Raw genomic sequence first — 12867 nt, 5'->3', positions numbered from 1 at the left:
AGATTTACCCCTCCCAGGCAAGGCGCACAAGCAGATTCATCAAATTTAATTCTCGGAAAGTTCCAAAAACTATTTTCAGAGAGATGGATGATATATTTGACTGTGAAAATCCCTCACACCAACTGAAAAGTGTGAGGGATTCTCTGCGTAATTCATAACTGCTTTCATTCACCACAAATGAGCTGCCGTCATGATGTAATACCTGGCGGAAACCACCCTTTATAAATTACATCATGAGACGGCCCCTGAAGTTTTTACAGTCCCAGAAAGAAGTTTCTCCGGGCAAGCGCCTCTTCACAGCGCCGGCAGAGATAGTCGCCGGTAAAGATGGTATCACCTGCCTGGCTGGGGTCACCGCAGCGGGTGCACAGGGGAGAGGTGGTCTGCTTCTTTTCGTAGATCCAGTAGGAGGTGCTCTTTGGGGTAATGTCGCTCCAGGCATGGCGATCCTGCTGGTGGGCGGGCAGACGCTTGTAGTTGTAGACATTGGAGTCCCGGACCTGCACGCCGTCTTCATCAATGCTTTCCAACACAATATAGTGGCCGCCCCGGGTCCAATAGCCCTTGATCTGGGAGGAGACAACTACATAGCCGTCCTCCAGCGCCTGCTTGGCCTCTTCGGGCTTATAGGTCTGCTTCTTCAGGTAGAAGCCGAGGACCGGAGGCTCATATTTGAAGATCATACAGTCTGTGCCGTTGCTGTGACAGTATTTGCCGTAGCGGGCACAAAGGGTGGGGGGCGTCAGCTCTGTATCCGTCATGTAGGTGGAGAGCATGGCCAGGCTTGTAATGCCGCAGCCGTGGGAACGGAGCTTGTAGTTGCCGTACATGGTGTCGCCGAAATCCTGCTGCAAATAGATGGGAATCTCCGGGTACCGCTCGTGGGCAATGTCGGGGTACAGAATGGAATCGTATGTAGTGGTCTGGGTCGGGTCCTGTAGGACAATAGCGGAATAGGATACGCTCAGCGCGTTCCCGTCCAGGCATTCCTTCACAAAGTCCGCCAGTTTCTGCTGCTTCGCTGCCGCTTCGCTTTCAGCTTCACCGGCGGAATAGACCCGGGAGATATAGAGCATATGGATGCCGCTGTCCGTCTGGATGACGGTGGTATCTCCGGCAGCCCGCTCAGGATCAAAGCACCAGTCGTCCAGCTCCTGGGGCAGCTGTCCCTTATGGAGCTGGTAGTAGAAGCCGCCCTCTTTGCGGGTAGCCTCTTCCCTGGACTCATTGTAGGCAAGCTCGGCAAAGCTGCCCTCACCGCGGCGGAAACTGGATTTCCAGGAGGCCAGCAGCCGTTCCGCTCTGCGTTCGCAATCCGTCCAGCTGCGTTCACTGGAAGAATCCTCGGGCTGCAGAAGCACATGACGGATATCCACATAGGTTTCGCCGCCTGTCCGGGTCGCGGCTGCCAGTTCTTCGTCCGTCGGCTCCAGATAGTAGCCCATGGTGGTCAGATACATATAGGCAAGATTGATGTCCTCCGCCGCCCGCAGTGTCTGGCCCTGGAGCGTCTCGGACAGGGAATCCAGGTAGGCCTGGTGCATGGTGTTCGGAACATAATATTTCTGTTCCCCATAAAGGAATTTGATGGCGGGAATGTTGACCATGCATTCCTCGTGCAGCTCCTCGTTCGGGGCAAAGGCCTCATCCAGAGGCACGGGCTTTTCCTCGGAGGCGATGATCAAAGCCTGCACATGATACCACCGGTCAATGGCCTTTTTCAGAAAATACTGCTGCCAGCTGTTGACGGAGCCGTCCATGGGACAACTCTGGGTATCCAGACTCTGGGTCAGGTCGGGGGCCGTTTCCGGATCAGCGGCCATATAGCTGGCAACCTCCAGCTCATAGTAGACCTGCAGCATGTCGTTGGTCAGCTGCTTGCCGCCCACGGCGGCTACAAGGCTGCTGTTGGTGGCATCCGCCCGGTAGGAGCCCTTGCATGTCACATCGCTGGGGTTCCCATCGGCCGGGACTGTGGTCTCAGGCACCGTTTCGGTTGTTTCCGCGGCGGTGGATTCCGCCTGCCGGGCATCCGTGTGAGAGGCAGTCTGCTTGCCGCAGCCCGCAAAACTCAAGGCCAGCAGCAGACATAACAGTAAAATCCATTTTTGCTTCATTGCAATCACCTTATCTGATTTTCTTTGTACCGCATCCGGCAGAAAAAGCATAGGTATTTCCCACTTTTTCCAACCAGGGATAGTTTACCACAGGGAAGGGCAGAACGCAAGGGCAAAAAAAGTACCGCAGATTCCTGCGGTACTCTTGTGAAAATCAATCCTGATCCCAGTTGTGCCAGGTGTTCTGAACGTCGTCGTCGTCGTCGAACAGCTCCAGCATCTTCTCCATCTTTTCGGCGTCCTCGGGGGACAGCTTGACATAGTTCTGGGGAACCATTTCAATCTGTGCGGAGACGAAGGAATACTTCTTTGCGGTCAGCGCGTCTGCCACGGCGTTGAAGTCATCGGGGGTGGTGTAGACGGTGAACACATCGTCATCGGCCTCGAAATCATCCGCGCCGCAGTCCATGGCGTCCATCATGACCTGGTCTTCCTCGTAGTCGCCGTCTTCGTTGTCAATGACCAGCACGCCCTTCTTATCGAAGCTCCAGCTCACGCAGCCGTTGGCGCCCAGATTTCCGCCATACTTGTCGAAGTGGTGGCGAACAGAACCGGCGGTGCGGTTCCGGTTGTCGGTCATGGTTTCCACGATGACGGCAACGCCGCCGGGACCGTAGCCTTCGTAAGTAATGGATTCGTAGTTCTCGCCGGAACCGGCAGAGCTGGCCTTTTCCAGGACACGCTTGATGTTGTCGTTGGGCATATTGGCGGCCTTGGCCTTGGTGATGACGGTAGCCAGGCGGGAGTTGTAAGTGGGATCGGCAGAGCCGCCGCCCTCCTTCACAGCTACAATCATTTCCTTTGCGATCTTCGTAAAGGAAGCGGCGCGCTTTGCGTCCTGTGCGCCCTTGGTTTTCTGAATGTTATGCCATTTGGAATGTCCGGACATATTGGTTATCTTCCCTTTCTGGAATGGTTTTCAAAAATGTTCAACTTATTATAACGCCATTTTTCGGAAAAATCAACGGCTTATCAGAAGAATTTCATGCAATCCTTATGGTTTTGGGAAATTTGCACCGTCAATTCCGGAAAACGCCCCCGGATTTTTTCTGCCAGATAGGTACAAACCGGGTTTTCCGTGTAGAAATGCCCGGCATCGATGAGATTCAGGCCGAGATCAAAGGCGTCCCAGAACCGGTTGTATTTGACGTCGGAGGTCACGAAGGTGTCGCACCCGGCGCCGACGGCATCCGGGATCGCGTCCGCGCAGGCGCCGCCGCCCACGGCGATTCTCCGGCAGGGCTTCCCGGCGTCCGCATACCGAAGTCCCGGACAGCCAAGTTTTGTTTTTACGGCTTCCAGAAATTCCGCCAGAGGCTGCTCCGGGATAATGCCCCGGCGCAGGAGATTTTCACTGCCAAAGGTCTCGATGCTTTCAAGCCCCAAAGCCCGGGCCAGGCAGTCGTTGACGCCGCCGGGGGCAATGTCCAGGTCCGTATGGCAGCTGTAGAGGCTGATTCCGCCGCGAATCAACAGGGCGGCGGCCCGGCCCACGGCAGTCTCGTCTGTCACAGCCCTGATGGGATCGAAGAACAGAGGGTGGTGGGTAACGACCAGCTCCGCGCCAACCGCGATTGCCTCCCGGCATACATCCTCAAAGGGATCCAGGGCGACCAGGACCTTGCTGACGGCCAAATCCCGGGAACCGATCTGCAAGCCGCAGTTGTCCCAGTCCATGGCCAGTTCCCGTGGAGCCAGAGCGTCCAGAAAATCGTAAATTTGCGATGAAAGCGTCATACCATTTCCTCCCGCAAACGTTTCAGTTCCCCGCAGGCGTCTTTTTCCCACTGGGAGATGTCCGCCTGATTGCGGACGGAAAGCTCCAAATGGTCCGTGACCCGGCAAATGTAATCAGGAAGCAGCGCGTCTTTGGCTGCCAGCATGGCGGGGGAGACATAGCACTGTCCCGGTGTCAACACCGTACCGGGGGACCAGACAGCTTCTATAACGGTATAGAGAAACCGTCCGTCCTTCAAGACCCGCTCCCGGCGAATCTGCCAGCCGGTTTCACTCAAATATTTCCGCAGCAGGGGCGTTTTGGACTGGCACTGTAAAATGAGCTTGCAGCGGTTGCTCCGCAGCCAGGGAGCCGCCTCCAGAATGGAGATCATCACGTCCGCGCCCATTCCGGCGCAGACCAGCGTATCAAAATCTCTGGGAACATCCCGCACGCCGTCAGATAAAAAATAGGCGATTTTTTCAGAAACGCCGAATTTTTCGCCGTTCCGCCGGGCGCTGTCCAGAGGCCCGGGGCGGATATCCGAGGCATAGACCCGGGAGGCAAGCCCGGATTGCAGCAGATGGATGGCCAGATACCCGTGATCGCAGCCCACATCCGCCACCCGTGCCCCGGGGTCAATATAGCCGCAGCAGGCCAGCAGCCGCTGGGAAATAGGGAGTTTCATAGGTGGCCCTCCTTTTCTGTTTTACGGCCCCAAAAAACAGAAACACCCTTGTCTGCGTTGGGGCTGACGGTATGGACGTGTCCGTTTTTCTGACCGCTCTGACGCCGTACCCGGCGGGGCGATGTGGGCATCGCCCTCTACGTTTTTGATGGAAGATTTGTGCGGGCAAACCAGTAGGGGCGGCAAAAGCAGCCGCCCCTACAAAAGTTCATCAGAAATCAGGCGTTCTCGCCGTTCTGGGCCTCGTAGGCTTCCAGGAAGTGGTTCAGCTGGGCCAGGAAGGGCTCGCAGTCCACACCGTGAACCATGCAGGCTTCCTCAACGGTCTCGCCCCGGGAGGAGGGGCAGCCCAGGCAATGCATGCCGATGGCGAAGAACAGGGGAGCAGCCTGAGGCGCTACGTCCAGAATGTCGCCGATGATGGTTTCTTTTTCAATTCTAACAGCCATGAAAATGACCTCCTGTATTCTTTGTGTGGTCTATTATAACCGCTGCATGAAAAAAAAACAAGAGGGAATTTCGAAACGCCGTTTTATTGGACATATGCTGTGGTACAATAAACCAAAACAAAGAAAAATGACATTGGATAGCCATTGCGGCACAATTCAATGTTGCGTAATATGCGGTATTGGTGTAGAATTGTACTAAGGTTCATTACTTGTAGGATAAAACCTTGAAGTGTGCGATTTTGGACATTCAAAAACGAAAGTTGGAGGATATAATATGCATCGATTTCGTTTCGCACAAGAGAAAGAATTGAAGGAGTATATATATTTCAGCAGCATTCATGATTCTGAGATCAAGGACGTTCAATATGACCTTTGCAAAAGCGCATTGACGCTCATGATTTCCAATCCCATAGACAAGGTGTCTTGTCGAATGACTTTTGCCGGAATAAAAAGAATGTTTTTCCTGAACGAAAACAGGTGGGGAGATGACAACTCCGTTTCTTCACTTACCCTGGAGGAGGACCATACACCGATAGAGGCATTTGGTGAAGTTGAGACGGAGCGAGATGAAAAATCATTGTATTTTGTCTTTCAAATGTTTTCCGGAAATGAATTGCATATTCTGACAGATGAATTACTGGTTGAGGAAATCTGAAAACTCTCACTACTTCATCATACAAAGGGGGCAACTGCATGGGCAAACGTGAAGTGCGGAAACTTCTGGAAGCTGCAACAGAAAGCCGGGGATTTTCCAAACGCGGGGATGCGTTTTTCCGGATTCTGGGCGATGGGGTTCTGCAGGTATTGAAATTTGAACATGAGCCTTGCTTTACACACTACAGCCTGAACGTTGGGCTATTCTCAATGTACAGTGAATTAAGAGAAAGCTGGTTCACATCTTCTGGATGTATTCCCCGATATTGTGTGATGAATTTTGTTGGAAAACAAAACGCAATCAACGTAAAAATAGACGAAAAGAATATCTATACATTCAACGTGATCTCTCCGGAAGCGCAAATTCAGACATTGGAAGAATCGGCATTTCCGGTTCTGGACAGTATACGAGATCAAGCGCAGTTGGTACGGCAGATTGCGCAACTGGATATAGCCAGTGGGGAAACAGTTCGATGGAATGATATGGAAAAATTTGCGCCATATTTGAAATCCGGAGACCTGGTAAGTGCCGGGAAAGTCCTAAGAGCGATTCTGCGCCAGCACCAATCCGCCTGCTCACATTCTGCATTGCCTGAAGTTGTGGACAGCATATGTGAGGAAGATAGGACGCTCATTCAAAAGCTGGAGTGGGTGGAAAGGGAAGACTGGAAGGCAATCAATGCCTATTTGGAGCGTAATAAGGAACGTAATAACTGGTTTGCCCGCCATATACGTCCTCGATAAGGCAGCACAAATAAGCCCCGCACAGCCAGGCGATTCCGCTATTCGGAAACGTCTGGTTTTTGCCTGCGTTCCCGCAAGGTTGACTTTGCGGCAAAATCCGGGTATAATAGGCAGGATATAATAGGCTAAGTGTGGCAGGTAAATGAATTATGGCTAAGAAACAACAGGAAGTATACGGGAATAACAGCATTTCGTCCCTGAAGGACGAAGAGCGGGTGCGCAAGCGCCCGGCGGTTATCTTTGGGTCGGATGATTTGGAGGGCTGCAAGCACGCGGTGTTTGAGATCCTCTCCAACGCCATCGATGAGGCCAGAGAGGGCTATGGCGATACCATCATCGTCACCCGCTACGAGGACCTCAGCGTGGAGGTGGAGGATTTCGGCCGTGGCTGTCCCGTGGATTATAACGAGCGGGAGAAGCGCTATAACTGGGAGCTGGTGTTCTGTGAGATGTACGCCGGCGGCAAGTACGGTGAAAACGGCGAGAACTACGAGTATTCTCTGGGCCTCAACGGTCTGGGCTCCTGCGCCACCCAGTACGCCTCGGAGTATTTCGACGCCACCATCCGCCGGGATGGCTTCCGGTATGACCTCCATTTTGAGAAGGGCCGGAACATCGGCGGTCTGAAAAAGGCCCCCGCGGACCGGAAAAAGACCGGCTCCCTTTTCCACTGGAAGCCGGACAAAGAGGTTTTTACGGAGATTGACATTCCCGTGGAATACTTCCGGGATGTGCTGCGCCGTCAGGCGGTGGTCAACAAGGGCATCACCTTCCGGTTCCGCAACCAGGTGGGCGGCAAGTTCGAGACCGAGGAATTCTGCTATGCCGACGGCATCCGGCAGTATGTGGAGGAACTGGTAGGGGACAATGCCTTTACCATGCCCGTGTACTGGGAGACCGAGCGCCGGGGCCGTGACGCGGACAACCGGCCGGAGATGAAGCTGAAAATCACGGCCTCCTTCTGCTTCAGCAAGCAGATTTCCCACATCGAGTTCTATCACAACTCCTCCTGGCTGGAATACGGCGGCAGTCCGGACAAGGCGCTGCGCAGCGGCTTTACAGCGGCCTTCGACAAGTATCTGAAGGACAACAACAAATACACCAAGAGTGAGAGCAAGATCATCTTCCAGGACATTCAGGACAGTCTGGTGCTGGTGACCAACTGCTTCTCCACCATCGGCTGCTTTGAAAACCAGACCAAGAAGTCCGTAAACTCCAGATTTACCCAGGAGGCCATGACCGCCTTCTTCAAGGAGCAGCTGCAGGTTTGGTTTATTGAAAACAAGCAGGAGGCCGACCGGGCGGCGGATCAGATTCTGGTCAACAAACGGGCCCGGGAATCTGCCGAAAAGACCAAGTCCAGCGTGAAGAAAAAGCTCTCCGGCAGCGTGGACATCTCCAACCGGGTTCAAAAGTTTGTGGACTGCCGCAGCAAGGACCCCGGTGTCCGGGAGCTGTACATCGTGGAGGGCGACTCCGCATTGGGCTCCGTCAAAATGGGCCGGGACGCGGAGTTTCAGGGCATTATGCCTGTCCGGGGCAAGATCCTGAACTGTCTGAAAGCGGACTACAGCAAGATTTTCGCATCGCCCATCATTACGGACCTCATTAAGGTCCTGGGCTGCGGCGTGGAGGTTCAGGGCAAGCGGGCCAAGGATCTGAGCAATTTTGACCTCTCCGCCCTGCGGTGGAACAAGGTGGTCATCTGCACCGATGCGGATGTGGACGGCTTCCAGATCCGCACCCTGATTTTGACCATGCTCTACAGACTTTGCCCGACCCTGATCCGGGATGGCTATGTTTATATCGCCGAATCCCCGCTCTTTGAGATTGGCTGCAAGGACAAGACTTGGTTTGCCTATAACGAGCAGGAGAAGGTCAAGATTCTCAAGGAGCTGGAGGGGAAGAAGGTCACCATCCAGCGCTCCAAAGGTCTTGGCGAAAACGACCCCGCCATGATGTGGATGACCACCATGAACCCGGTGACCCGGCGGCTGATTAAGGTCATGCCTGAGGACGCGGAACGGACAGCTCACTACTTTAACGTTCTGCTGGGCGACGGTCTTCAGGAGCGGAAGAATTTTATTGCGGAAAACGGCTCCAGATATCTGGAGCTGGCGGATATTTCCTGATAGGAGTCCAGTATGGCAAAGAAGAAGCAAGCAAAAGAAGAAAAGAAAGTGAATTTGGACGGCGTGGTAGGTCTGGTGGGTTCCACTACGGAACAGGCGGTTTCGGAGACGCTGGAAGTCAATTACATGCCTTACGCCATGTCCGTCATTGTCTCCCGGGCCATTCCGGAGATTGACGGCTTTAAGCCCTCTCACCGGAAGCTCCTGTATACCATGTACAAAATGGGCCTGCTTACCGGCGGAAGAACGAAATCCGCCAACATCGTGGGCCAGACCATGCGCCTGAATCCCCATGGTGACGCGGCTATTTATGAGACCATGGTCCGTCTGGCCCGGGGCAACGAGACCCTTCTGCATCCCTTTGTGGATTCCAAGGGTAACTTCGGTAAAGTCTATTCCCGGGATATGGCCTATGCCGCCTCCCGGTATACGGAGGCCAAGCTGGACCCCATCTGCGCCGAACTGTTCCGGGACATCGACGCCGATACCGTAGACATGGTGGATAACTACGATGCCACCATGAAGGAGCCCAGTCTGCTGCCCACCACCTTCCCCAATGTGCTTGTGTCCGCCAATCAGGGCATTGCCGTGGGCATGGCCAGCAATATCTGCTCTTTCAATCTGAAGGAAGTCTGCGAGACTGCCATTGCTCTGATGAAAAACCCGGACCATGACATTCTGGAGACACTTCCCGGGCCGGACTTCTCCACCGGCGCGCAGCTGCTGTATGATGAGGCGGCTACCCGGGAGATCTACTCCACGGGCCGGGGCAGCTTCCGTCTGCGCTCCAAGTGGCGCTATGTGAAGGAAGGAAATCTCATTGAGATCACGGAGATTCCCTACAGCACGGCTACCGAGGTCATTATGGACAAGGTGGCGGAACTGATCAAAGCGGGCAAAATTCGGGAAATTGCCGACATGCGTGACGAAACGGATCTGGGCGGCCTGAAGCTGACCATCGACCTGAAACGGGGCGTGGACCCGGACAAGCTCATGCAGAAGCTCTTCCGCATGACCCCATTGCAGGACAGCTTTCCCTGTAACTTCAATATTCTGATCGCGGGTATGCCCCGGGTCATGGGCATCGGCGAAATTCTGGACGAGTGGACTGCCTGGCGAATGGACTGCGTAAAGCGCCGCCTGTACTTCCAGGTCCAGAAGAAGCAGGAGCGGCTGCATCTGCTCAAGGGTCTGGAACGGATTTTGTTGGATATCGACAAGGCCATTACCATTATTCGGGAAACCGAGCTGGACAGCGAGGTCGTTCCGAACCTGATGATCGGCTTTGGCATTGATGAAATTCAGGCCAATTTTGTGGCCGAGATCAAGCTGCGCAACATCAACAAGGAATACATCCTCAAGCAGACCAAGGCTGCCTCTCAGCTGGAGCAGGAGATTGCCGAGCTGCAGGACACCCTGAACAGCCAGCGGAAGCTGAAAAACGTCATCATCAAGGAACTGCAGCAGGTCGCTGAGAAATACGGCCAGCCCAGAAAAACGGAGATTCTCTACAACGTGGAAGAGGTCGAGCCGGACAGCGATGAGGATGAAACACCGGACTATCCTGTCACGGTCTTTGTTTCCAGGGAAGGATATCTGAAAAAAATCACGGCGCAGTCCCTGCGCATGAGCGGCGAGCAGAAGTTCAAGGAAGGCGATACGCTGGCCTATAGCGTGGAAGCCACCAACAAGGCCGAAATGCTGGTTTTCACGGATAAATTCCAGTGCTATAAGACGAGACTCAGCGACTTTGAGGACGGGAAAGCGTCCCTTTTGGGCGACTATCTGCCCCAGAAGCTGGGTATGGACGCCGGAGAAAATGTGCTGCAAATCATCTTCCCGGGAGATGGGAAGGGCTTTGTGCTGTTCTTCTTTGAAAACGGCAAGGTGGCCAAGGTGCCGCTGTCCGCCTATGAGACCAAGACCAACCGGAAAAAGCTGACCGGTGCGTTCTCGGACAAGAGTCCCGCCGTGAAGATTCTCTCCCTGGCGGCAGATACCCAGATTGCCATGTATTCCTCTGATGGGCGGGCCATGATCTTCTCCACGGCGGATCTGCTGCCCAAGACCACCCGGAACACCATCGGCGTGGCGGTCATGAGCCTGAAGAAAAAAGCAGTGCTGCAAAACGCCCTGCTTTTGGAGGAAAGCGGCATCGAAAACCAGTCCAGGTATCGCATGAAGACCATTCCGGCAGCGGGCGCGCTGCTGCGTGAGGAAGATTCCCGGGAAAAACAAGCAGCCTTTGAGATATAAAAAACGGGAGGAAACACCATGAAAAAGCTCTGGCAGAAAATCGACTGGATCGTAGAGACGATTCTGGGCAGCGCGGCTTTCGCGCTGGGCTTTGCCCTGTTTCTGGATCCCAATGACATCAATACCGGCGGCGTTTCCGGCCTTGCCATGGTGGTGCGGGAGCTTCTGGGCTTCGGCAGCGTGGGCACGTTGACCATGCTGATCAATATCCCGCTGTTTCTGATTGGCGGGGCCAAGATCGGAAAAAAGTTTTTCGTGGGTTCTTTTATTGGCATGGTGCTCAGCTCCGTTCTGATCGATGTCTTTGCGCTGATTCCCTGGAATGCCCCGGAACCTCTGGTCAGCGCCCTTTACGGCGGCGTGCTCTGCGGCGCGGGGCTTGGCATGGTCTTCGTAGCCGGAGCTTCCACCGGCGGTTCGGACATTCTGGTGCGGCTGCTGAAAAAGCGTTACCGCAATGTGCCCATCGGCCGGATCTCCATTTTCTTTGACACCACCGTTGTGCTGCTCACCGGCATTGTTTTCAAGGACATCAGTAAGGCGCTGTACAGCGGCGTGGTCGTGTTCGTCTGCGGTCAGGTCATTGACGCGGTGGTCTACCGCTTCGACTACTCCCGGGTGGCCATGATTATCTCCCCGGAGCATGAGGCAATTGCCCAGGCCATCGGTGAAAAGCTGGACCGGGGCGCGACCTATCTGCACGGAGCGGGCTCTTATTCCAAAAAGGACATGGAGGTCGTTCTGGCTGTGGTTCGCAAGGGCCAGCTGGCGGAGCTGAAGGAGCTGGTCATGAACATTGATGAAAGCGCCTTCGTCATCGTTCAGGAGGCGCATCAGGTGCTGGGAGACGGATTCTCCCACTATTCGCCGGATGCGTTATAAGGGAGGGCCCATGAAAAAGGCTGGTTTTTGCGCCGTGCTTCTGTCCGCCGTGATGTTGCTTTCGGGCTGCAGCGTGTTTGACGGGCAATATGTCCGGGTAACGCCTCACGAAATACAGTCTGCCCAGAGCCAACAGGAGTCCACGGCTGTCCGCAGCTATGTGGAACTGCGGGAGACCCTGACAGAGATGGTAGCCGCGGGCCGGGAGAGCATGGTCATTCTGACCCAGGATTACCCGGAAACGCTGCTGGAAGAGAATATGAAAAGCGCCCGGCGCTACGTCTGCGGCTATGACCCCATCGGTGCCTATGCCGTGGAGGACATGACCTATGAGATCGGTGCCAAGGGCGGTATGACGGCGGTAGCAGTCACAGTCTCCTACCGCCACAGCCAGTCGGATATCCGGGGCATTGTGCGCCTGGCCAATTCCGAACATCTGGAGCAGACGGTTCTGACAGCTCTGGAAGAAATTGAGTTCCGCCAGGTGATTCTGGTCGAGGATTATACAAAGACGGACTTCGGCCAGATGGTTCAGAATCTGGCCCAGGCCAACCCGCGGCACATTATGGAGTGTCCACAGGTGAGCGTGGACGTCTACGGTCAGGGCGCAGCCCGGCTCATTGAACTGTCCTTTACCTATGAGAACGGACGGGATGTACTGCGGCAAATGCGGCAGCAGGTCAGCAAGGTCTTTGACTCCGCTTCTCTTTACGTCAGCGGCGACGGATCGGACCGGCAGAAGCTGAACCAGCTCTATTCCTTCCTGATGGACCGCTTTTCTTACACCATGGATACCTCTATCACCCCTGCCTACAGTCTTTTGCGCCATGGGGTAGGGGACAGCCGTGCCTTTGCCATGGTGTTCTCCGCCATGTGCCGGGACGCGGGACTGGAGTGCCTGATGGTCACCGGCACAAAGAACGCGGAACCCTGGACCTGGAACATCGTTCAGGACGCCGGGCAGTATTACCATCTGGATCTGACCCAGTGCAAAGAGGACGGCTTTTTCCACGAGCGGACGGACGATGCCATGGGCGGCTACGTCTGGGATTATTCCGCTTTCCCGGCCTGCGGAACAGCCCCAAGAGAAATTTCCGAGGAGCCGTAAAAAAGGCTTGACATTTTGGAAAACTCTGCTATAATAAGTCCTGTTCCGCGGGTGTAGCTCATCCGGTAGAGCGCCACCTTGCCAAGGTGGAGGTAGCGAGTTCGAGCCTCGTCACCCGCT

11 protein-coding genes and 1 tRNA gene are annotated in these 12867 nt (G+C 54.7%); 7 read left to right on the top strand and 5 right to left on the bottom strand.

Annotated elements, in window-relative coordinates; translation table 11 throughout:
• Nucleotides 1-254: 254 nt before the first annotated feature.
• The 5 genes from KQI10_RS02315 to KQI10_RS02295 all read right to left on the bottom strand — a co-directional run bounded on the left by KQI10_RS02315 (nt 255) and on the right by KQI10_RS02295 (nt 4971).
• The gene (locus tag KQI10_RS02315) at nt 255-2117 is read right to left on the bottom strand and encodes a peptidylprolyl isomerase (RefSeq protein WP_216565793.1); all 1863 of its coding nucleotides are present in this window, start codon (nt 2115-2117) and stop codon (nt 255-257) included.
• Nucleotides 2118-2271: 154 nt separating this feature from the next.
• Nucleotides 2272-3006: a YebC/PmpR family DNA-binding transcriptional regulator gene (locus KQI10_RS02310; RefSeq protein WP_216565792.1), complete on the bottom strand. Its 735-nt coding sequence runs from the start codon at nt 3004-3006 to the stop codon at nt 2272-2274.
• A gap of 83 nt (nt 3007-3089) precedes the next feature.
• Nucleotides 3090-3854, bottom strand: a complete 765-nt coding sequence (locus tag KQI10_RS02305; protein ID WP_216565791.1) for a Nif3-like dinuclear metal center hexameric protein — start codon at nt 3852-3854, stop codon at nt 3090-3092.
• Nucleotides 3851-4522, bottom strand: coding sequence for a class I SAM-dependent methyltransferase (locus KQI10_RS02300; RefSeq protein WP_216565790.1), 672 nt, complete (start codon nt 4520-4522; stop codon nt 3851-3853). Before KQI10_RS02300 ends, KQI10_RS02305 begins: the two co-directional genes overlap by 4 nt.
• Before the next feature lie 218 nt (nt 4523-4740).
• Nucleotides 4741-4971, bottom strand: a complete 231-nt coding sequence (locus KQI10_RS02295; RefSeq protein ID WP_216565789.1) for a DUF1858 domain-containing protein — start codon at nt 4969-4971, stop codon at nt 4741-4743.
• Nucleotides 4972-5245: 274 nt separating this feature from the next.
• Here KQI10_RS02295 and KQI10_RS02290 point away from each other — a divergent pair, with 274 nt between their 5' ends.
• The 7 genes from KQI10_RS02290 (at nt 5246) to KQI10_RS02260 (ending at nt 12867) form a co-directional block, all read left to right on the top strand.
• The gene (locus KQI10_RS02290) at nt 5246-5626 is read left to right on the top strand and encodes a hypothetical protein (RefSeq protein ID WP_216565788.1); all 381 of its coding nucleotides are present in this window, start codon (nt 5246-5248) and stop codon (nt 5624-5626) included.
• Between the two features lie 38 nt (nt 5627-5664).
• A complete protein-coding gene (locus tag KQI10_RS02285) occupies nt 5665-6369 on the top strand; it encodes a hypothetical protein (RefSeq protein ID WP_216565787.1) in 705 nt (234 codons plus the stop codon).
• Between the two features lie 149 nt (nt 6370-6518).
• The gene (locus KQI10_RS02280) at nt 6519-8501 is read left to right on the top strand and encodes a type IIA DNA topoisomerase subunit B (protein ID WP_216565786.1); all 1983 of its coding nucleotides are present in this window, start codon (nt 6519-6521) and stop codon (nt 8499-8501) included.
• A 12-nt stretch (nt 8502-8513) separates the two neighbouring features.
• Nucleotides 8514-10757, top strand: a complete 2244-nt coding sequence (locus tag KQI10_RS02275; protein WP_216565785.1) for a DNA topoisomerase (ATP-hydrolyzing) subunit A — start codon at nt 8514-8516, stop codon at nt 10755-10757.
• Nucleotides 10758-10775: 18 nt separating this feature from the next.
• Nucleotides 10776-11639 (top strand): YitT family protein, encoded by an 864-nt coding sequence (locus KQI10_RS02270; RefSeq protein WP_216565784.1) that lies wholly within the window; start codon nt 10776-10778, stop codon nt 11637-11639.
• Nucleotides 11640-11649: 10 nt separating this feature from the next.
• Entirely contained in the window at nt 11650-12747 is a 1098-nt protein-coding gene (locus KQI10_RS02265) for a transglutaminase-like domain-containing protein (protein WP_216565783.1), read from the top strand.
• Nucleotides 12748-12794: 47 nt separating this feature from the next.
• Nucleotides 12795-12867, top strand: a tRNA-Gly gene (locus KQI10_RS02260).

Origin of the sequence: Pseudoflavonifractor sp. MSJ-30, assembly GCF_018918045.1 — a bacterium.
GTDB lineage: Bacteria > Bacillota > Clostridia > Oscillospirales > Oscillospiraceae > Faecousia.
The sequence above is the reverse complement of the archived record's forward strand: the minus strand, read 5'-3'. Positions and strand labels throughout refer to the sequence as shown.

Excerpts from the sequence above, each read along its gene's own strand:
- KQI10_RS02270 (WP_216565784.1), top strand. The coding sequence starts at position 10,776 with ATGAAAAAGCTCTGGCAGAAAATCGACTGGATCGTAGAGACGATTCTG.
- KQI10_RS02280 (WP_216565786.1), top strand. The coding sequence starts at position 6,519 with ATGGCTAAGAAACAACAGGAAGTATACGGGAATAACAGCATTTCGTCC.
- KQI10_RS02285 (WP_216565787.1), top strand. The coding sequence starts at position 5,665 with ATGGGCAAACGTGAAGTGCGGAAACTTCTGGAAGCTGCAACAGAAAGC.
- KQI10_RS02315 (WP_216565793.1), bottom strand. The coding sequence starts at position 2,117 with ATGAAGCAAAAATGGATTTTACTGTTATGTCTGCTGCTGGCCTTGAGT.
- KQI10_RS02295 (WP_216565789.1), bottom strand. The coding sequence starts at position 4,971 with ATGGCTGTTAGAATTGAAAAAGAAACCATCATCGGCGACATTCTGGAC.
- KQI10_RS02265 (WP_216565783.1), top strand. The coding sequence starts at position 11,650 with ATGAAAAAGGCTGGTTTTTGCGCCGTGCTTCTGTCCGCCGTGATGTTG.
- KQI10_RS02300 (WP_216565790.1), bottom strand. The coding sequence starts at position 4,522 with ATGAAACTCCCTATTTCCCAGCGGCTGCTGGCCTGCTGCGGCTATATT.
- KQI10_RS02310 (WP_216565792.1), bottom strand. The coding sequence starts at position 3,006 with ATGTCCGGACATTCCAAATGGCATAACATTCAGAAAACCAAGGGCGCA.
- KQI10_RS02290 (WP_216565788.1), top strand. The coding sequence starts at position 5,246 with ATGCATCGATTTCGTTTCGCACAAGAGAAAGAATTGAAGGAGTATATA.
- KQI10_RS02305 (WP_216565791.1), bottom strand. The coding sequence starts at position 3,854 with ATGACGCTTTCATCGCAAATTTACGATTTTCTGGACGCTCTGGCTCCA.
- KQI10_RS02275 (WP_216565785.1), top strand. The coding sequence starts at position 8,514 with ATGGCAAAGAAGAAGCAAGCAAAAGAAGAAAAGAAAGTGAATTTGGAC.